This is a genomic window from Nocardia crassostreae (assembly GCF_001613405.1).
Taxonomy (GTDB): domain Bacteria; phylum Actinomycetota; class Actinomycetes; order Mycobacteriales; family Mycobacteriaceae; genus Nocardia; species Nocardia crassostreae.
In genome coordinates this window covers 39,237-57,066 of record NZ_BDCH01000021.1, presented here as the reverse complement: position 1 = coordinate 57,066, position 17,830 = coordinate 39,237, and the positions used below count along the sequence as shown (strand labels likewise).

General features: G+C 68.2%; 18 protein-coding genes and 2 pseudogenes. 8 read left to right on the top strand and 12 right to left on the bottom strand.

Translation table 11 applies throughout. The features are described from left to right. From NC4_RS43080 to hutG, 3 genes and pseudogenes are all read left to right on the top strand, one after another. Positions 1–161: pseudogene (locus tag NC4_RS43080) on the top strand (cytosine permease); the annotation flags it as partial. Between the two features lie 13 nt (positions 162–174). Next, a complete protein-coding gene (hutI, locus tag NC4_RS23185; protein WP_245721872.1) occupies positions 175–1,359 on the top strand; it encodes an imidazolonepropionase in 1,185 nt (394 codons plus the stop codon). Then, on the top strand, positions 1,356–2,366 hold the full coding sequence (gene hutG / locus NC4_RS23180; protein ID WP_067541841.1) for a formimidoylglutamase: 1,011 nt from the start codon (positions 1,356–1,358) through the stop codon (positions 2,364–2,366). Before hutI ends, hutG begins: the two co-directional genes overlap by 4 nt. Positions 2,367–2,471: 105 nt before the next feature. On the opposite strand, the gene NC4_RS23175 is transcribed toward hutG, so the two are convergent. Further along, the gene (locus tag NC4_RS23175; protein ID WP_369690782.1) at positions 2,472–3,149 is read right to left on the bottom strand and encodes a TetR/AcrR family transcriptional regulator; all 678 of its coding nucleotides are present in this window, start codon (positions 3,147–3,149) and stop codon (positions 2,472–2,474) included. A gap of 245 nt (positions 3,150–3,394) precedes the next feature. Here NC4_RS23175 and NC4_RS44805 point away from each other — a divergent pair. Continuing rightward, positions 3,395–4,812 (top strand): annotated as a pseudogene (locus tag NC4_RS44805) (succinic semialdehyde dehydrogenase). 34 nt (positions 4,813–4,846) lie between these two features. Continuing rightward, the gene (locus tag NC4_RS23165; RefSeq protein ID WP_067541839.1) at positions 4,847–5,671 is read left to right on the top strand and encodes an SDR family oxidoreductase; all 825 of its coding nucleotides are present in this window, start codon (positions 4,847–4,849) and stop codon (positions 5,669–5,671) included. Here the strand turns inward: NC4_RS23165 and NC4_RS23160 are convergent. Beyond that, positions 5,638–6,354 carry an HAD family hydrolase gene (locus NC4_RS23160; RefSeq protein ID WP_067541838.1) on the bottom strand — a complete coding sequence of 239 codons (717 nt, stop codon included), beginning with the start codon at positions 6,352–6,354 and terminating at the stop codon, positions 5,638–5,640. The genes NC4_RS23165 and NC4_RS23160 overlap by 34 nt on opposite strands. A 25-nt stretch (positions 6,355–6,379) precedes the next feature. Further along, positions 6,380–6,970, bottom strand: a complete 591-nt coding sequence (locus tag NC4_RS23155) for a hypothetical protein (protein WP_067541836.1) — start codon at positions 6,968–6,970, stop codon at positions 6,380–6,382. 74 nt (positions 6,971–7,044) lie between these two features. On the opposite strand from NC4_RS23155, the gene NC4_RS23150 reads away from it, so the two are divergent. After that, on the top strand, positions 7,045–7,638 hold the full coding sequence (locus NC4_RS23150) for a TetR/AcrR family transcriptional regulator (protein WP_067541834.1): 594 nt from the start codon (positions 7,045–7,047) through the stop codon (positions 7,636–7,638). Here the strand turns inward: NC4_RS23150 and NC4_RS23145 are convergent. Both NC4_RS23145 and NC4_RS23140 read right to left on the bottom strand, forming a co-directional pair. Then, positions 7,605–8,588: a putative protein N(5)-glutamine methyltransferase gene (locus NC4_RS23145; protein ID WP_067541832.1), complete on the bottom strand. Its 984-nt coding sequence runs from the start codon at positions 8,586–8,588 to the stop codon at positions 7,605–7,607. The genes NC4_RS23150 and NC4_RS23145 overlap by 34 nt on opposite strands. Before the next feature lie 63 nt (positions 8,589–8,651). Continuing rightward, positions 8,652–9,512: a YdcF family protein gene (locus NC4_RS23140; RefSeq protein WP_067541830.1), complete on the bottom strand. Its 861-nt coding sequence runs from the start codon at positions 9,510–9,512 to the stop codon at positions 8,652–8,654. 234 nt (positions 9,513–9,746) lie between these two features. Between NC4_RS23140 and NC4_RS23135 the strand changes: the two genes are divergently transcribed. Beyond that, the gene (locus tag NC4_RS23135) at positions 9,747–10,610 is read left to right on the top strand and encodes a bifunctional 5,10-methylenetetrahydrofolate dehydrogenase/5,10-methenyltetrahydrofolate cyclohydrolase (RefSeq protein WP_067541828.1); all 864 of its coding nucleotides are present in this window, start codon (positions 9,747–9,749) and stop codon (positions 10,608–10,610) included. Positions 10,611–10,614: 4 nt separating this feature from the next. Here the strand turns inward: NC4_RS23135 and NC4_RS23130 are convergent, their stop codons facing one another. Next, the gene (locus tag NC4_RS23130; RefSeq protein WP_067541826.1) at positions 10,615–11,364 is read right to left on the bottom strand and encodes a L,D-transpeptidase; all 750 of its coding nucleotides are present in this window, start codon (positions 11,362–11,364) and stop codon (positions 10,615–10,617) included. 215 nt (positions 11,365–11,579) lie between these two features. After that, positions 11,580–12,230: a cyclodeaminase/cyclohydrolase family protein gene (locus NC4_RS23125; protein WP_067541824.1), complete on the bottom strand. Its 651-nt coding sequence runs from the start codon at positions 12,228–12,230 to the stop codon at positions 11,580–11,582. Between the two features lie 111 nt (positions 12,231–12,341). On the opposite strand from NC4_RS23125, the gene NC4_RS23120 reads away from it, so the two are divergent. Further along, the gene (locus NC4_RS23120; RefSeq protein ID WP_067541822.1) at positions 12,342–13,379 is read left to right on the top strand and encodes an LLM class F420-dependent oxidoreductase; all 1,038 of its coding nucleotides are present in this window, start codon (positions 12,342–12,344) and stop codon (positions 13,377–13,379) included. An 80-nt stretch (positions 13,380–13,459) separates the two neighbouring features. On the opposite strand, the gene NC4_RS23115 is transcribed toward NC4_RS23120, so the two are convergent. The 5 genes from NC4_RS23115 to NC4_RS23090 all read right to left on the bottom strand — a co-directional run bounded on the left by NC4_RS23115 (position 13,460) and on the right by NC4_RS23090 (position 17,822). After that, positions 13,460–13,795 (bottom strand): STAS domain-containing protein, encoded by a 336-nt coding sequence (locus tag NC4_RS23115; protein WP_067541820.1) that lies wholly within the window; start codon positions 13,793–13,795, stop codon positions 13,460–13,462. Between the two features lie 192 nt (positions 13,796–13,987). Continuing rightward, positions 13,988–16,405 (bottom strand): SpoIIE family protein phosphatase, encoded by a 2,418-nt coding sequence (locus NC4_RS39280; RefSeq protein WP_084529682.1) that lies wholly within the window; start codon positions 16,403–16,405, stop codon positions 13,988–13,990. Further along, complete coding sequence (locus tag NC4_RS23100; protein ID WP_067541818.1) at positions 16,402–17,034, bottom strand: SpoIIE family protein phosphatase; 633 nt, start codon at positions 17,032–17,034, stop codon at positions 16,402–16,404. Before NC4_RS23100 ends, NC4_RS39280 begins: the two co-directional genes overlap by 4 nt. Then, on the bottom strand, positions 17,027–17,440 hold the full coding sequence (locus tag NC4_RS23095; protein ID WP_157555127.1) for an ATP-binding protein: 414 nt from the start codon (positions 17,438–17,440) through the stop codon (positions 17,027–17,029). The genes NC4_RS23100 and NC4_RS23095 overlap by 8 nt, the downstream gene beginning before the upstream one ends. Further along, positions 17,430–17,822 (bottom strand): STAS domain-containing protein, encoded by a 393-nt coding sequence (locus NC4_RS23090; RefSeq protein ID WP_067541816.1) that lies wholly within the window; start codon positions 17,820–17,822, stop codon positions 17,430–17,432. Before NC4_RS23090 ends, NC4_RS23095 begins: the two co-directional genes overlap by 11 nt. Positions 17,823–17,830: the final 8 nt, after the last annotated feature.

Sequence of the window (17,830 nt, the reverse complement as noted above, 5' to 3'; positions counted from 1 at the left end):
TCTACACCGGGCCGATCACCGACCTGCTCGGTGGCGCGGATATCTCGTGGATCGTCGGCATTGTGGTGACCGCAGCCCTCTACTACCCCCTCGCCAAGCGCAGCGCCGATCCGCCCGAGCGGATGATCTATCCGGCCGATGCCGAAATGGCCCGGGACTGAAAGGACATCGATAGTGGCCACGTTCGTCGTCACGAATATCGGAACACTCGTCACCAATGATCCCGGACTCGGGGAAGGGGCGCTGGGTGTCCGCAAGGATGCCGCCATCGCCTTCGCCGACGGAAAAGTGGCGTGGGTGGGTGACAGCGCCCAGGCCCCCGCCGCCGACCGGAACGTCGACCTGGGCGGGCGGGCGCTGCTGCCCGGATTCGTGGAAAGCCATTCGCATCTGGTGTTCGCGGGCGACCGGGCCGAGGAATTCGCGGCCCGCATGACGGGCACGCCGTACACCGCCGGTGGTATCCGCACCACCATCGAGGCCACCCGGGCCGCCGAGGAGGGGCAACTCGATGCCAATGTCCGCCGCCTCCTGAACGAATCGCTCCGCTCGGGCAGCACCACCGTCGAAATCAAGACCGGTTATGGGCAGACGACCCGCGACGAACTGCGCAGCGCACAGGTCGCGGGCCGCTTCACCGATGAGGTGACGCTGCTCGCCGCCCATGTGCCGCCCCCCGAATACGCCGGTCGCGCCGACGATTACGTGGCCATGGTCTGCGCCGAGATGATCGAAGCCTGTGCGCCGCACGCCAAATGGATCGACGTCTTCTGCGAACGCGGCGCCTTCACCGAGGAACAGTCCCGCGAGGTCCTGAAAACCGGTGTCGCACATGGTCTCATCCCGCGCGTGCACGGCAACCAGCTCGGCGAGGGCCCCGGCGTCCAGCTCGCCGTCGAGCTGGGCGCGGCCTCGGTCGACCACGTCACCTATGTGACCACCGCGGACATCGACGCCCTGGCCGGAAGTTCCACGGTCGCGACCCTGCTCCCCGGAGCCGACTTCTGCACCCGCAACGCCTACCCGAACGCCCGCGCCCTCCTCGACGCAGGCGTCACGGTGGCCCTCGGCGCCGACTGCAACCCCGGCACCTCCTACACCACCAGCCTGCCCTTCTGCATCGCCCTCGCCGTCCGAGAACTCCACATGACCCCCGCCGAAGCAGTCTGGTCCGCCACCCTGGGCGGCGCGAAAGCCCTGCGCCGCACCGATATCGGCCACCTCGGCCTCGGCGCCCGCGCCGACGCCATCGCCCTGGACGCCCCCTCCTACCTGCACCTCGGCTACCGCCCGGGCGTCGCCCTGGTGCGCGAGGTCTGGAAGGACGGCCTACCGGTGGCCGCGGCGGCAACCGCATGACCACCGAGATCACCGGCAACTTCCCACTCACCGCCCGGATCGAGGCCGACCTACCACCGGCGGCGTGGACCGGCCGTGTCGACGGGCATGGTGTGGAGCACTTGCGTTGGCACCAGGCGATTCGCGGCTATGAGCCGGGGGCGACGGGCAGCCGTTGCGCGCTCATCGGTTTCGCCAGCGACGAGGGCGTGCGCCGCAACAAGGGTCGTCCGGGCGCGGCTGCTGGCCCCGAGGCGCTGCGCGGCGCCCTGGCGTCCATGGCGTTGGCCGCGCCGCTCGATGTCGAGGATGCCGGAACGATCGCCGTCACCGACGCCGACCTCGAGGCCGGACAGGTGCGGTTGGGGCGCGCGGTGACCGCTGCCCTGGACTCGGGGCGGCTGCCCGTGGTGCTCGGCGGCGGTCACGAGGTCGCCTTCGGCACCTACTCCGGCGTGGCCGCCTCCCGCCTGCGGCGCACCCGCCCGCGCCTCGGAATCCTCAATCTGGACGCGCATTTCGACCTGCGCGACGAGCCGATCCCGAGTTCGGGCACCCCGTTCCGGCAGATCCTCGAGGTCGAGCGGCAGGCCGGAACCCCCTGCCGCTACGACGTCGTCGGCATCAGCCAGCCCAGCAACACAATGGCTCTGTTCGACACCGCCCACCGGCTCGGCGTCCGCTACCTACTCGACGAAGAGTGCGGCGCAATGGATTACGGGCGAGTCGATGATTTCGTCGCGGATCTGCTCGACTCGGTCGATCTCCTCTACCTGACCGTCGACCTGGACGTCCTCCCCGCCGCGGTCGCCCCCGGCGTCAGCGCTCCCGCCGCCTACGGCGTCCCCCTGGAAATCATTCAACGCGTCAGCGACCGTGTCACCATCAGCGGCAAGCTCGCGGCCGTCGATATCGCCGAACTGAACCCGTCCCTCGATATCGATTCCAGGACAGCCCGCACCGCCGCCCGCCTCATCCACCGCATCGTCACTCGCCACACGCCCGTGAGCTCCGGTTACGGGACATAGATGTCATCGTCGGACTCGCCCCGCGTGGTTGCGTGGGATGGTGGACGAGGTCGTGCGGGTAGTTCACCGGCCCGCTGCCCGGCATCCTGCGGGATATCGAGGTGTTCAGCCGCCGTCGGTGAACAAACCGGGGATGGTGAGGGCGTATTCGACGTCCTCGCGGCGGCCGAGGGTGACCAGGACGGTGCGGATCATGGTCAGGCGGGCGGCGGCGATGGTTTCGGGGGTGGGTTCGCCGCCCGCGGAGATGCGGAAGACGACGTATTCGCAGGTTTGCAGGGCCGTGTCGAGGTCGAGGGGGGCGGGGATCGGGCGGTCGAGTTCGGTGAACTTGGCGCGGATGAGGGTGCGGATGTCGTCGAGGGCCGCTTCGCGGTAGGCGGAGACCGGGGAGCCCGGGTCGTGGAGTTCGGCGAACAGGGGGGAGAGCATGGGGCCGTGGCCGCCTGCCCAGTGCAGGTAGGCCTCGATCATGTTGATGCCCAACTGGACCGGGGCCTCGGTGCGGGCCAGGGCCGAGCGGATACCGCCTACCAGGTCGTCGTTGGAAATGGTGAGGAGGGCGTGCAGGGGTTCGGTGGCATTGGCGAAGTAGCGGTAGAAGGTGGGGCGGGCCAGGCCCGCCGATTCGATGATGCGGGCGACGCTGAGGCCGCGGGAGCCGTGCTGGGCGAAGACCTCGGCGGTGGCGAGGACTATGCGGGCGCGCACCTGGTCGGCCTGCTGCTCCGTTTGCGGAGGGCGGCCACGGCGGGCGGCGGGAGCGCTTGACACGGGCGTCACGGGTATTAATCTAACACTAGTGTTCACCTAACACCGGTGTTCAGGAAATAGCGGGCACGACGCCCGGATACTCCCTATCGAGAGGGCGACCAATGACGACTGCCCCGCAGCTGGCTGCCGCCGATGCGCTTCCCTTCGACCTCGTCCAGCGACTCCTCGGGCATGCCGTCGCCGGTGGCGCGCCCGCGGTGGAGGTGTTCGCGCCCGCCACCGGACGCAAGATCGCCGATCTGCCGCAGTCCTCGGTGGCCGATGTGGAGACCGCCTTCGCCACCGCGCGCAAGGCCCAGGAGCGATGGGCGAAAGTGCCCGTGGCCGAGCGCGCGGCCCTGCTGCGGCGCATTCACGATCTGGTGCTCGCCGAACAGGACACCATTCTCGATATCGTGCAGACCGAGACCGGCAAGTCCCGCGTGCACGCCTTCGACGAGGTCTCCGATGTCGCGGTGAACACCCGCTTCTACGCCGCCGAGGGCAAAAGGATTCTGGCGCACCGCAAACCGCGCGGGGTCATGCCGGTGCTCACCCAGGTCGAGGTGCGCAATCGGCCCAAGGGCGTGGTCGCGGTCATCTCGCCGTGGAACTACCCCCTGGCACTGGGCGCCTCCGATGCGCTGCCCGCCCTGCTCGCGGGCAATGCCGTCATCGGCCGCCCGGACAACCAGACCGCGCTGACGCTGCTGTGGGCCATCGACATCGCCGAGCGCGCGGCCTGCCCAAGGGGCTGTGGCAGGCGGTGCTGGGACGCGGGGCCGTGGTCGGCACCGAGGTCATCGCGCGCGCCGACTATGTCGACTACACCGGATCCAGCGCCACCGGGCGCACTATCGCCCAGCAGGCGGGGGAGCGGCTCATCGGCTACTTGCTCGAATTGGGCGGTAAGAACCCGCTGCTCGTGCTCGCCGACGCCGATGTCTCCGCCGCCGCCAAGATCGCGGTACGCGCCTGCTTCGCCTCCGCGGGGCAGCTGTGCGAATCCATCGAGCGAATCTATGTGCACGACAAGGTGTACGAGCAGTTCGTCACCGAATTCGTCGCCAATACGCAGAAACTCACGCTCGGCAAGGCCCTCGGCTTCGACTACGAGATCGGGTCGCTGACCTTCCCGCGCCAGATCGACACCGTCAGCAAGCATGTCGACGACGCCGTGGCCAAGGGCGCGAAGGTGCTCGCGGGCGGCAAGGCCCGCCCCGACCTCGGCCCGTACTTCTACGAGCCCACCATTCTCGCGGGTGTGCGCGAGGGTATGACCGTCTACCGCGAGGAGACCTTCGGCCCGGTCGTCTCGGTATACCGCGTCACGAGCGACGAGGAAGCCATCGCCCAGGCCAACGACACCGCCTACGGCCTCAATGCCAGTGTGTGGAGCAAGGATACGGAGCGTGCCCGCGAGGTCGCCGCCCGCACTCACGCCGGATCGGTGAACGTCAACGAGGGCTTCATCGCCGCCTGGGGTTCGGTGGCCGCGCCGTCGGGCGGGCTCGGCATCTCCGGCACCGGTCGCCGCCACGGGCCCGAGGGCCTGCTCAAGTACGTCGACACGCAGACCATCGCCGTGCAGCGCGTGCTGCCCATCGCGCCGCTGCCGGGCATGTCCGAACAGCTGTGGGCCAAGACCATGACGCTCTACCTGGGCGTCATGAAGACCTTGCGGCAGAAGTGATCAGGCCATCCAGGAGACAGGGGAGCATACCGGTATGAAGACCGTCGAGGGCAAGAAGGTCCTGATCACGGGCGCCGCCATGGGTCTGGGCAAATCATTCGCCCAGCGCGCGGTGCAGGAGAAGGCCGCCGATGTCGTGCTGTGGGATATCAATGAGACGGCCTTGAAGGAGACCGCGGCCGAACTCGCCGCCGCGGGCTCGAGCCGTATCCACCACTACGCGGTCGACGTGTCCGACCGCGAGGCCATCGCCGAGGCCGGTACCGCCGTGCGCGCCGAGGTGGGCGGTATCGACGTGCTGGTCAACAATGCGGGCATCGTGCGCGGTAACGGGTACTTCTGGGAGACCGAGAACCGCGGCGATATCGACAAGACCATGGCGATCAATTCGCTTGCGCCCATGTACATCACGCTCGAATTCCTGCCCGCCATGGTGGCCGGGACGGGTGAGGCGCGGGTCATGACCATCGCCTCCTCGGCGGGCCTGGTGTCCAATCCGCGCATGAGCGTGTACGCGGCCTCCAAGTGGGCGGCGCTGGGCTGGTCGGATTCGGTGCGCCTGGAGTTGGAGCAGGCGGGCAAGGAGCACGTCAAGTTCACCACGGTGTGCCCGACCTACATCAATACCGGAATGTTCGACGGCGCAAAGGGATTCCTGTTCGCCCCCATCCTGGAACAGGAGGAGGTCGTGGAGACCTCCTGGACCGAGATGAAGAAGGGCTCGGCCCTGGTGATCCTGCCCTGGACCTCCCGCTTCAACCGCGCCATCTCCGGTCTGCTGCCGTTGAAGGTCCGCGACTTCTACCTCAATACCGTGGGCGTCTATCACTCCATGGACGAATTCACCAGTCGCAAATAGGAATTCGTCAATTCGGTGAGCGAGTGGATGACGGTGATGCCGTCATCCGCCGCCGCGCCGCCACTGCGATCCAGCCAATACGACCGCAGTCCGGCGTCTCTGGCGGCGAGGGCGTCGATCTCGTAGTCGTTGCCCACATAGGCGACCTGCTCCGGCGGCAGCCCGATCATGTCGCATCCGGCCCGGAAAATACTCGGATCCGGTTTGGCCACAACGAATTCCACGCAGCACAGAATGGCATCGGCCAGATAGGGCAGCAGTCCGGTGGACCGTAGTTTGTGCTCCTGCATGGACTGTACCGAATTCGACACCACCCCGAGCCCGATCTGTCCGTGCAGGGCCCGCAGGGTCGGCAGCGCATCCGGGAACGCCGTCATGACGCGATCGCGCTGCACCAGATACGCCGAGAACCAGGCATCCGGATCGTCGACGGTGACGCCGATGCTCGCCAGGAACCGCTCCGTGCGGGCGATCCGCTGCTCCATGAATGTGATTTCCCCCGTTCGGAACCGCGCGTATTCCTCGTCCTCGATGCCGCGCCACAACTCGGCGGCCGCATCCTCGGAATCGAACTTCTCCAGCAGCCCCTCGGCCCGCAATTGCTCGATCACCCCGACCCGGGCCGAGGCGGAGTAATCGAACAGCGTGTCGTCGACATCGAACAGAATCCCGCGCACAGTCACTCGACCACGCTACCGGCACTCGCCCTCAGCGGCCGATATCCACCCGCTCCTTACTGGTCTCCTTCTTATCGCCGCTCCCGAATTCCCATAGCGGCCCGAAAAGGAACCAGAGCCCGCAGATCGCCCACACCCGACCGATCCACCAGGTGAGCGTGGCATCCTGCTCCGGCGTGCCGACGAACAGCACCAGCGCGCCCAGCGATACCGAACTGATGGCCGCCGCGTTCACCACCCGCAGCCACTCCTGCCACACATGCTTGCGCCGCTCCGGCCCCGATTTCGGAACCTTCACCGGCGCCGGGCCGCCCGCGAACCGATGCGCTACCCGCACATCCGCCCACTTGATCAGCGTGTGCCCGAAGGCCAGGGTGAAGCCGAGATAGATCCCGGCCAGCCCGTGCGTCGCATCGGCGGTCGCGCCATTGTGCAGATCGATGCCCGTGGCGATCACGAGGATCACCGCCAGCAATGGAATGCCCAGCAACACAACGTTACTGAGTGTGCGCAACCGCATCACGTAGCGCAGCAGCAGTCCGAGTCCCAGGAAAACCCAGAACCCGACCTCGGGCGCCACGATCACCGCGGCAATGGGGTGTTCCCCCACCAGATCGAACATCTCACATCCCCTTGTTAGCTCAATTGTGCTAATTACGAGCCTTCAATCTAGCACAGTTGCGCTAATATCGACCCGTGCCCAAAGTGATCGACCACGACCAGCGCAAAGCCGAGATCGCCGCCGCCGTCTGGCGGCTCATTGTCGACAGCGGCGTCAGCGCCGTCTCCCTGCGCACCGTGGCCGCCGAAGCGGGCATAGTCCTCGGCTCCCTGCGGCACATGTTCCCGACCAAGGCCGACCTGCTCGGCCACTCCATGCAGCTGGTCCACGCCAATGTCGAACAACGCGTCGCCGCCCACGCGAGCATGAGCGACCCCCACGACGCCGCCCTGGCGATCCTGCTGGAACTCCTACCCCTCGACGACCGGCGAAATGCCGAAATGCGAGTCAACCTCGCCCTCATCGCCGAAGCCCCCGCCCACCCCCGCCTGGCCGAACTCGCCGAAACCGCCCAACGCGCCGTCGACGACCTCTGCCGCCAACTCTGCGCCCTACTCACCCGAATCGGCGACCTGCACCCAACCCGCGACCCGGACACCGAAGCAGCCCGCCTGCACGCCTGGATCGACGGCACCGCCTTCGGCCTCCTGGTCATCCCCGCCGACTCCGCCGAAGTGGAGCAACGCCTCCGCGCCTACCTCAAGGACCTCGCCGCACCTCTGCTGTGAATCGACGACGGTCTGCAAGCGTGAGTTGGGCTGTCGCGGTGTGGGTTTCGTCGATGCGCACCATGGGCGGTGGCCCAAGGAGCCGTCCGTGTCGGCCGAGGGCGGGAGTCAGGCGGTTGGGGCGGGAGTCTGGCGGTTGGGCGGGTGCCGATCACCACGGTCGCGCCGAGGTCGTCGTCCTCGGCAATGCGGGGCTCGAGGCCGTGGCGGCGCATGACTTCGGCCGCGAGTGGGGCTTGCTGCTCGCTCTCCTCGACCAGTAGGTGGCCGCCGGGGGCGAGCCAGTGGGTGGCTACGGCGGCGATGCGGCGGAGGATATCGAGGCCGTCGGGGCCGCCGTCGAGGGCGGCGCGAGGTTCGTGGTCGCGGGCTTCCGGGGGCATCCAGGCGATTTCGGTGGTGGGGACGTAGGGGGTGTTGGCTAGCAGGATGTCGACGCGTCCGGCGAGATCGGTGGGAATCGGGTCGAACAGGTCGCCTTCGAGAACCTGTGCGCCGACGGGAGCCAGGTTGCGGCGGGCGCATTCGATGGCGGCGGGTTCGATATCGGAGGCCGTGAGGTCGACGTGAATTCCCTCGGCGGCGAGTTCGGTGGCGAAGGCCAGGCCCAATGCGCCACAGCCGCAGCACATGTCGAGGGCTACCAGCGCGCTGCGGGTGGTGGTCTCGCGAATCTTGTTGCGGCCCAGGTCGATTGCCTGGTCGACCAGGAATGCCGTGCGCTGACGGGGGACGAACACATCGGGGGCGACCGCGACGCGGAGGCCGCGGAATTCGGCCCAGCCGAGGAGATGCTCGAGGGGGTATCCGGCAATGCGCTGGACGACAAGGGATTCCAGGTGGCCCGGGTCGGTGGCGGCGCTCAGCAACAGCTCGTCTTCATCCTCCGCGAAGACGCAGCCTGCGGCGCGCAGACGGGTTACCAGGGTGTCGGTGCCGGGAGTACTCACCGGGCAATTGTGCACGCAGGACCCCGCACCGGATCGGCGCGGGGCCCTACGGGGTGGATCGGGTCAGCGCTGGGTGGGGAGCAGCAGGGTGCGGGTGGCATCGAGGTAGATGCCGCGCTGGCCGCTGCGGGCGGGCGGAGGGAGCTGGGAGACCAGCTGTTCCAGGGAGGTGGTGGCGCCCACGACCGGCATGCCCGCCACGATGAAATCGGCGACGGCGCGGCGAATGTGGTTGGGGGAGGTCACGATAATGGCGCTGGTGGCTCCGGCGTCGCGGAGCAGGGCGGTGCTGTTGAGGGCATTGCCGACGGTGGACCCGGCGCGATGCTCGGCCAGGACGCGGGTGGCCGGAATGCCGCGGCCGATGAGCCAGCTCTGCATGGCGGCCGCCTCGGTGATCCCGTTCTGCGGGTTGCCGCCGGTGACCACGATGGGGGACAGCGGCGAGGCGACGGCCTGCAACCAGGCCGCCTGCAGGCGGTTGATCAGCTCGGGGCGCATGCTGCCGTCGGGCAGCAGGCCGTAGCCGAGGACCACGATGCCGGTGCCCGGCCCGGCCAGCGCCGGAATCGGATTGGGCAGCGTGCCGATGGCGGCGCCGATGGCGCGGAACACATTTCGCGTCCCGTCGGCCAGCTCCGGATCCACGATGTTCAAGCGGCTCAGCGCGGCCTCCCGGGTGATCAGATCACCGGAGTAATCCGACCAGATGGCCTGCAGCGAGAGCGCCTCGGCGTCATCGGGTGATTCGGCGAGCAACTGCCGCAGGTCCGCGAGCCCGGCGCCGTCATCGCCATCGCGGAAATTCTCCTGCGCCGAGTTGTAGAGCGGACCGGGATCCGCGAACGCGATGCCCGGCCCGAAGAGGGTGATGGTGGCGGCGGCCGCCGCGAGAAGAGCTGGTAAACGCCTGGCGATCTGCACTGCTGTCCGAGCCTTTCCGTAGAGAGTGTCACACACACGCTTTGCTGGCTATCTCCGAACTTTACTGGCAATTGGCTCTAGGCCGAATGAAGACACGATACGACTGGACACGGCCCTTGTCGGGTATTTGCCGAAGTGATTTCGCAGGTTTGACCACCCGTGTGCCAGGGAACGCGCGCGAGCGGTGCTCCCTGACGGCCGGAGCCCCGGTCGCGCGCGTTAAGGTTGTCTCCCGTGGACACGACTTCGCTGACCGGCAAGGAACTCGCCGCCACCATCAATGCCGACACCAAGCAGCGCGCCGCCGCGCTCACCGAGAACGGCGCCGCTCCCCGCCTGGTGCTGGTGATCGCCAATGACGACCCGGCCAGCGCCTGGTACGTGAAGTCCCTCAACCGCGCCGCCGAGCGCAATGGAATCGCCTGCGAGAACCTCGATCTCGGCGTCGAGGCCACCGCCGAGGAGATCCGCGCCAAGCTCACCGAACTGTCCGAGGACGCGTCGGTCGACGCCATCATGCTGCAGACCCCGCTGCCCAAGGGCATCGGCCTCGACGATGTCAGCCCCGCCATCGCCGCCGCCAAGGATGTCGACGGCGTCAGTCCGCTGTCGCTGGGCCTGCTCTCCTCCGGCCTGCCCGGCTTCCCGCCCGCCACCTCCGAGGCGGTCGTGGAACTGGCTAAGTTCCACCAGGTTCCGCTCGCGGGCCGCCACGTCGCGGTCGTCGGCCGCTCGAACGTGGTCGGCAAGCCCCTGGCTCAGCTGCTGCTGGCCGAGAACGCCACCGTCACCATCTGCCATTCCCGCACCACCGACCTGCCGTCGGTCACCTCGGCCGCCGATGTGGTGGTCGCCGCCGTCGGCCGCCCGGGCCTAATCACCGCCGACCACGTCCGCAAGGGCGCCGTCGTCATCGATGTCGGCACCAACGAGGACGAGAACGGCAATATCACCGGCGATGTGAACGCCGCGTCGGTGACCGGCAAGGCCGCCGCGCTGAGCCCCGTCCCCGGCGGCGTCGGCCCCGTCACCACCGCCCTGCTCATGCGCCACGTGGTGCAGGCCGCCGAGGCGGCCCGGCTGAGCGGGCCCCGCTGACCGTTCACCAGTGCAGGGTGACCGGATCGCCGATGCTGACGGTGTTGTAGAACCACTCGGCATCGCCGGGCGCCAGATTGATGCAGCCGTGGCTGACATTGGCGTACCCCTGCGAGTCCACCGACCATGGCGCGGAGTGGACGTAGACGCCACCCCAGGTAAGCCGCTCGGCCCATTCGCCCTGGATCAGATAGCCCTCTGCCGAATTCAGCGGAATGCCGATGGTGCGCGAATCGAAGGTCACCGAGCGCTCGCGCGACAGGACCGGGAAGGTGCCCACCGGCGTCTCCCAGCCGGGCTTGCCGTACGAGGCGGGCATCGTGTTCACTGGCGCGCCGCCGATGTACACCGTGAACGTGTGCGCGGACATATCGCCGTCGGCCGTGACACCGGCATTGGTCTGGAAGTTGGTGTGCAGGCGACCCACCGACACCGAGACGGATGCCGAGGTGGGAAGGTATCCGGCCGACGTCCAAGTCAACTGTCGATCGTCTACCCAGGAGAATTGCCCGGCGAGCGTGGTTCCGGCCCGAATGCTGACGGCCCGCTCCACCCGGGCTCTATCGGTCACCGGTTCGGCGAACCGCACACTCACCGGTGCGGCAATGCCTACCACCTGGCCCGGCCCCGGCGAAATCGCCTGCACCGCCGGGAAATCGGATGTCACGAACGCTGCCCCCGCGCCTCCGGACCCGAACGCGGCCGCTGCCGCGGCAACGGTTGCGATGACGAAGATCTTTATCGCGTTCCGCATGGTTCCATCCCTTCGAAAGGGTGTGGTCCTGAATCCCCAGACTATGACCTGAGCATCAGTCCCATCCGGAAATGTTCTCGCTTCGTGACCTACCCATCGGCGTGGAAACTATGTGTAGCCACGGGGTTCGGGTATGAGATTGCCTGGTCGAAAGACTGAAACGGGTCGGCTCCGAATTCGGAGCCGACCCGTTGCGCGCGTGCGGTGGATCGAGATCAGCCGGTGATCGCGGCGACCACGTCATTGTGCAGGGCGTCGGCGCGGGCCAGGATCTCCTCGATCTGGGTGAGCACCGGCGCGAACTCCGCGCCCGCCCCGGCATCCAGGGAGGCCACGTTGATGGCGATATTGAGCTGCGAGCTGGTGGCGGCGGCGCGGGCCGCATCGGCCGCGGCGCCGATATCGGTGACCACATTGGGGTTGCCGATCGGCAGCAGTTCGCTTGCCAGCGAGAGCACTTCGTCGGCCGCGGAGACCACCGCGGCCGGGACCCGGGCCGCGCCGAGCAGGGCGGCGGTAATGGCCGCGCCGCGGGCTTCCTTCTCCTCGTCGGTGTCCTTGGGCAGCTTGTAGGCATTGCCGACGGCGGTGAAGGCGGCGGCATCGGCATCGGCGAGGGCCAGCGCGCGATCGCGGGCGATATCCGCGGCCACAATGATGCGATCGATGACCGGACGGTTGTCGGCGTCCTTGGCGCGGGTGGTGTAGCGCGCGACCATGGCGACCAGCGCGGCGCCCTGCGCGGCGTGCAGGGCGGCCACCGCACCGCCGCCCGGCGCCGGGACCTTGGCCGCGAGGTGATCCAGGTACCCCTGCAGTGTCGAGTCACCGAAGGTGGTGATGGCCTGCGTGGTGTCCTGAGTCATGAGGGTGGGCCTCCCGTGATTCGCGATGAAAATCGTTCGCGCAACACCGTACCGGCACAACGGTCATGGCCGCCGCGAAGGGGTCGCCGCGAGGTCGGTAAGGTCCCGGTCATGCGTATCGGACTGTCGATCAATTACACCGACGGCTTCAAAGAGGTGGCCGCCGAGGTCGCTGACCTCGAACGGGCCGGTCTCGACATTGTTTTCGTGCCGGAGGCGTATTCGTTCGACGCCGTGAGCGCGCTGGGCTACCTGGCCGCCAAGACCGAACGGGTGCAGCTGGCCTCGGGCATTCTGCAGCTCTACACCCGCACGCCCACGCTGACGGCCATGACCGCGGCGGGCCTGGACTACGTCTCCGACGGCCGCTACATTCTCGGCCTCGGCGCATCCGGCCCGCAGGTGATCGAGGGCTTCCACGGCGCGCCCTACGATGCCCCCATCGGCCGCACCCGCGAGGTGCTCGAGATCTGCCGCAAGGTGTGGAAGCGCGAACGGCTCGAGTACAGCGGCAAGTACTACAACATCCCGCTGCCCGCCGAACAGGGCACCGGGCTGGGCAAGTCGCTCAAGCTCATCAATCACCCTGTGCGCGAGAACATTCCGGTGCTGCTGGCGGTGCTGGGACCGAAGAACGTGGAACTGGCGGCCGAAATGGCCGAGGGCTGGCAGCCCATCTTCTACCTGCCGGAGAAGGCCGACGCCGTCTGGGGGCAGTCGGTGAAAGCCGGTCTGGCCAAGCGTGATCCGGCGCTCGGCGACCTCGAGGTGTTCGCGGGTCCGGCGCTGGCCATCGGCGACAATGTGGAGCCGCTGCGGGAATTAGTCAAGCCGCACCTGGCGCTCTACATCGGCGGTATGGGCGCCAAGGGCAAGAACTTCTACCACACCCTGGCCACCAAGTACGGCTACGGCGCCGAGGCCGACCGCATCCAGGAGCTGTACCTGGCGGGCAAGAAGGAGGAGGCCGTCAAGGTGGTCCCCGACGATCTGGTCCGCGATATCTCGCTCATCGGTTCCGCCGGATTCGTCAAGGAGCGGGTGGCCGCATTCCGGGAGGCCGGTGCGACGGTGCTGAACGTGGTCCCGCTGGCGGGCACCGCGGCCGAGCGCGTGAAGCTCATCGAGCAGCTGCGCGAACTGGTCTGAGCCGACCGCGCAGAATCGGCCCGCCGCACTCCGCTGCGGCGGGCCGAGTTCGTCCTAGGGCCTGATGCTCGCGTCCGGTCTCAGTTGCCGCGCAGCGCGTCGAGCGCCTCGGCCAGCGTGGGATGCAGTGCGAACACCTGATCCAAACTGGTCATCTTGAGCTGGCGGCTGGTGGCGGGCCCGTCGGCCACCACCGCGATCCGCGTATCGCCCGCCCGCTTATGGGCGGACACCAGGGCCGCCATCCCCGCCGAGGCGAGGAAGCTGACCTCGGACAGATCGATGACGAGTGCTGCGGGTTTACCGCCGAGCGTCGCATCGATGGCGCTGTCGAGCGCGGGCGCCGTCGCCAGATCGACCTCGTCGGCCACGGTGAGCACGGTGACATCATCGTGCACGGTGACCTTGGTGGTCATGGCGTCGCCTGAATAGCCGTCTCCGGAAGTGTTGGTCACACTAGAACAATCTGCCATGGTCCGTCCGTTCCTGCCGCATCGTCTACCAACTCGGTACTGGTTCGGTAGCGCGGTATTGCGAAAACCGCAGCTACCGCACCCATTCGGCATACAGCCGACATTCCTGCCGAGCGCGTGTCGGCAGGGGATGCTTCACATTTGCCCGCCCGCCGAGAATGAAACGGCGGGCAGTCGCACCGACATCCGCACCCGGGTGCCGGGTCCGGAATGGTCGATCTCGAGTTTGTCGGTCAGCGCCCGCATCATGGCGATTCCGCGTCCGCGATGCCCGGGATCCTCGGGTAGCGGGCGCCAGGCGCCGGTATCGGTGACCTCGACCGTGAGATTCTCCAGGCCGCAGTCGGCGGTGATCACCACGCGGGCGGGTGTGCTGTCCAGATACGCGTGTTCGATGCTGTTGCTGCACGCCTCGTTGGCGGCGGCCACCAGATCCACCGCGGTGTCGTGCGGCACGGCGGCCGAGGCCAGCCAGAAGCGCAGCGCGCGCCGGATGCCGGACAGTTCGGCGGCATCGGCGGGCAGGTCCAGGCGCAAGGGTGTGGGCGGCTGCCGGTAGACCACCATGGCGACGTCATCGTCGTAGCCGCCGGTGGGGCGCAGCCGCGAGAGCACCGCATCGGCCACCTCGCGCGGCAATTGCCCGGCCGCGCCGGTCAATTCGTCGGCGAGTTCGACGAAGCGCTCGTCGATATCGACGCCGCGCTGCTCGACCAGGCCGTCGGTGAACAGCACCAGGGTGGAGCCGGGCGCGATGGCCGTGGTCGATTCCGGTCGCCGCGGCGGGTCGAAGGTCGCCAGCGGCACCGAGCGGCCGCCTTCGAGAAGCCTGCCGTGCGTTCCCGGTTCGGCGAGAATGGGCGGCATGTGCCCGGCGCTGGAGTAGCGCACCACCCCGCGCACCGGATCCAGGATGGCCGCGCAGACCGTGGTGCACATGGCGCCGGGGATGCGCGAGGCCACCGTATCGAGTTCGGCCAGCAGTTGCGCCGGACCCGCGCCGCGCAGCAGCAGAGCCCGTGCCGCCGTGCGCAATTGGCCCATGACCACCGCCGCGGACAGCCCGCGGCCGACACAGTCGCCCACCACCACGCCCATGGTGCCGTCCTCCAAGCGCACCACGTCGTACCAGTCGCCGCCGATCTCCAAGGGCGGCAGGGCCGGTTCGTAATGCACCGAGAACAGCGGCGGCAGCTCGATCGGTCCGAGCATGGCGCGCTGCAACGTCAGCGAGGTCGAGCGCGCCTGGTCGAAGTTGCGCGCCCGCTGCACCGCCAGGCTCAAATGCCCGACCAGCAGCGAGAACAGCGCCCAGTCACCGGGAGTGATGACGCGCGGCGCCGCGAACCGCAACCACAACGCCGAATCCCCGGCCTCACCCAGCGGCGCCACAATGCCCTCGGAACTCGTCGAGCCTTCGGGAATCGCGAACATGGTGCGCCCCGGCCGCAGCCGCGCCCGATCCAGCAGCGCCTTCGCGCGCGCGTCGAGGACCTGCCGCGTTTCGCCGCCGCTCTCCGGAATCGCGCTGCGCTCGTCGCTCGGTGCGTGACCCGGGCCTGTCGCGCGGAGTGCGGAATCCGCACTGCCGCGCGGGGATTCGGCCTCGCCATGCCGCTGGCCCGATGCCGGGGCGCCGTTCGCGCCGTGCGGGATCGCGGTACGCGGCGCGGCTCCGCGGGCTTCCGCGTAGCCGGTCGGACTGTCTTCGGAGACATAGAGTTCCGGGCCGGTGTGGCGGTTGGGCCAGACCGAGACGACGGCGGCTTCGGCGCCGACGGCGCGGCGCAGTTCCTCCAGGCCGACGGTGAGGACCTCGACCACGCTGGTGGCCGCGCCGACGGCGGTGGCGAGGCGGGAGGCGGCCTGATCGCGGGCCTGGGCGTCGTGTTCGGCGGTGACGTCGCGGATGGTGCCGACGAAAATGCGTTCGCCGTTCTCGGGTTTCACCAGGGAGTTGGTGCTCACCGCCAGCCAGAGGCGGCGGCCGTCGCGGTGCCGGATGGGCATGATGAAACGGGCGGCGTCGGTGCCGAGATCGGGGTAGCGGGGCGCCTCCTCGGCGGTCCAGGGGTGGGGGAGCGGATAGGGCAGGCCCTCGGCGCCGTATCCGGTGAGCGCGCCGAAGGCGGTGTTCACCTCGACCAGGGTGCCGGTGGAATCCACCACGAAGAAGCCGTCTTGCAGAGATTCGACCAGGGCCGTGCGGAAGGCGTCGCGTCCGGCGAGATCGTCTGCGCGGGAACGTTGTTGCTCATAGCGGCGGGTGCCGTCGAGAAAGCCGCGGGTGGCGACGTCGAGGGCCGCCATGGTCTGCAGCAGGAATTCCAGGGCGTCCTCGCCGCGATCGCCGCCGTGCGGCGCGGGCAGCAGCCCCTCCTGTTCCAGAATGCGGAAATGGTGCTCGGTCAGATCCAGGATGCTGACACCCTCGACCAGCGCGCGGCGGCCCAGTTCGTAGCCCTCGGCGAGGGTGTTCTGATTCGGCGCGCGCAAGTGCAGCCGGAGCGCGTTGGTGTACGCGTCGCGGAAGGCGGCCAGCACGGAACTCATGTGGGGCTCTTGAGATGTCCGCGATGCCGGACCGCGAGGACCAGGGCGTCGTCGGTGTCCTTGGCGTGCTTGGAGAGCAGGTCCGCGGTGATCTCGGAGGTCGGTTTGGACAGATCCACGCCGTCGGCGAAATCGCTGGTGATGCCATCGGTGGACATGAGCAGCAGATCGCCCGGGCGCACCGGAATCGTCTGGGTCTGCAGATGCGCCGGGAGGCGATAACCGACTATCCCGCCGCTCACCAGCATGGCGGCGCGCACGGCCGGTTTACCGGGCGCCGCGGCGACAATGCGGGAGTCGACATTGCCGACGCCCAGCCAGTGCAGCCGGTCACCGGAATCGAAGAGCGCCAAGGAGACCGCCGCGCCGCGCGTGTCGGACATGGCGCGATGGCACAGCAGCATGAGCACGTCCAGGGGTTCCGCGCGGTTCTCGGCCAGCACCTGCGCCGCGCGATCGGAGGCGTCCGCCGCGGCCGCGCCGTGACCCAGACCGTCCAGTACCGCGAAAAGCACGGAGCCGCCGCCCGCGTCCAGCACGACGGAGCGGTCTCCCGAGACGCGCTGCCCGGGTAGCGCGCGCCCGGCGACGGCCCATTCGACCGTGCCGATGAAACCGTCCTCACGCACCGTTGGGCACCCACTTCCACATTTCCACGAGGGTGCCGTGCCCGGGATTGGAGGTGATGACCATCCCGTCCATGAGTCGGCGCGCACCCGGAAGTCCCAGTCCCAGACCGCGTCCGGTGGAGTAGCCGTCCTCCATGGCCCGATCGATATTGGCGATGCCGGGCCCTTGATCCTGCGCCTGCACCACCATGGCGCGGCGTCCCTCCCGATCCTGCACGTGCAACCGGATCTCGCCGGTGCCCGCATAACTCGTGATATTCCGCGCCACTTCCGAAATGGCCGTGGCGATCATGGTGCGATCGGAGAGCGAGAAGCCGAGAGTGCTTGCCATCTCCAGCCCCGCTTGCCGAGCGGTCACGATGTCGTTGGACACCTTCACCGCGATCACCACGTTCTCAGCGGCCACGATCACGACCGTCTCGTTGGCTGCCACGGGAGGTGATCTTGTGGTTGAGCCAGGCCAGCCCCTCCTCGAGGTCGAGCGCGGTGTGCATGTCCTCGAAGGTGAGACCGAGTTGGACCATGGCGAACGCAACTTCGGGTTGGAGGCCGACGATGACCGTCTCCGCGCCGCGCAGCTTGGTCATGTGCGCGATGGTACGCAGCGATCTGGCCGCGAAGGAGTCCATTACGTCGATTGCCGTGACATCGACGATGATCCCCTGCGCGCGATATTTGCTGACGTACTTCATCAGATCGTCTTGCAGGCGTTCGGTATCCGCGTCGGTGAGCGCGGACTGCACCGAGGCGATGAGATAGGTGCCCTGTTTCAGAATGGGTACCGGCATGGGGAGCC

What these genes read in the sequence shown, in the direction of transcription:
- hutG (WP_067541841.1), top strand. Translation starts at nt 1,356, where the DNA reads ATGACCACCGAGATCACCGGCAACTTCCCACTCACCGCCCGGATCGAG.
- NC4_RS23165 (WP_067541839.1), top strand. Translation starts at nt 4,847, where the DNA reads ATGAAGACCGTCGAGGGCAAGAAGGTCCTGATCACGGGCGCCGCCATG.
- NC4_RS23155 (WP_067541836.1), bottom strand. Translation starts at nt 6,970, where the DNA reads ATGTTCGATCTGGTGGGGGAACACCCCATTGCCGCGGTGATCGTGGCG.
- NC4_RS23130 (WP_067541826.1), bottom strand. Translation starts at nt 11,364, where the DNA reads ATGCGGAACGCGATAAAGATCTTCGTCATCGCAACCGTTGCCGCGGCA.
- NC4_RS23125 (WP_067541824.1), bottom strand. Translation starts at nt 12,230, where the DNA reads ATGACTCAGGACACCACGCAGGCCATCACCACCTTCGGTGACTCGACA.
- NC4_RS23120 (WP_067541822.1), top strand. Translation starts at nt 12,342, where the DNA reads ATGCGTATCGGACTGTCGATCAATTACACCGACGGCTTCAAAGAGGTG.
- NC4_RS23115 (WP_067541820.1), bottom strand. Translation starts at nt 13,795, where the DNA reads ATGACCACCAAGGTCACCGTGCACGATGATGTCACCGTGCTCACCGTG.
- NC4_RS39280 (WP_084529682.1), bottom strand. Translation starts at nt 16,405, where the DNA reads ATGAGTTCCGTGCTGGCCGCCTTCCGCGACGCGTACACCAACGCGCTC.
- NC4_RS23090 (WP_067541816.1), bottom strand. Translation starts at nt 17,822, where the DNA reads ATGCCGGTACCCATTCTGAAACAGGGCACCTATCTCATCGCCTCGGTG.